Raw genomic sequence first — 436 nt, forward strand, 5'->3', positions numbered from 1 at the left:
GTGTAGGCGTCGAAGGGCGGGCTCAGCACCTTGCCCTTGGGGCCGTAACGCACCACCTCGCCGCGATACATAACCGCGATTGAATCGGCGATCGACTTCACCGTGGCAAGGTCATGCGTGATGAACAGATAGGCGACGTTCTCTTCCTTCTGCAGCTCCAGCAGCAGCTCGAGGATGCCGTGTGCCACCAGCGGATCGAGCGCCGAGGTCACCTCGTCGCAGATGATCAGCTTCGGCTTGGCGGCAAGCGACCGGGCGATGCAGACACGCTGTTTCTGGCCGCCGGAAAGCTCGGCCGGGTAGCGGTCGGAAAATCCCTTGCCCATCTCGATCTTGTCGAGCAGTTCGGCAACGCGTCTGTCGCGCTCACGGCCGCGCATGCCGAAATAAAACTCCAGCGGCCGGCCGATGATGGTGCCGACGGTCTGACGCGGGT

1 protein-coding gene is annotated in these 436 nt (G+C 63.1%); it reads right to left on the bottom strand.

Features of this window, described 5'->3' with window-relative positions:
* Window positions 1–436 (bottom strand): ATP-binding cassette domain-containing protein (locus tag ENZ75_RS34030; RefSeq protein WP_128278704.1); only part of this gene is annotated, 436 nt, incomplete at both ends.

Origin of the sequence: Mesorhizobium sp. M7A.F.Ca.CA.002.04.1.1 (assembly GCF_004022805.1) — a bacterium.
In the GTDB taxonomy this organism is placed as follows: domain Bacteria; phylum Pseudomonadota; class Alphaproteobacteria; order Rhizobiales; family Rhizobiaceae; genus Mesorhizobium; species Mesorhizobium ciceri.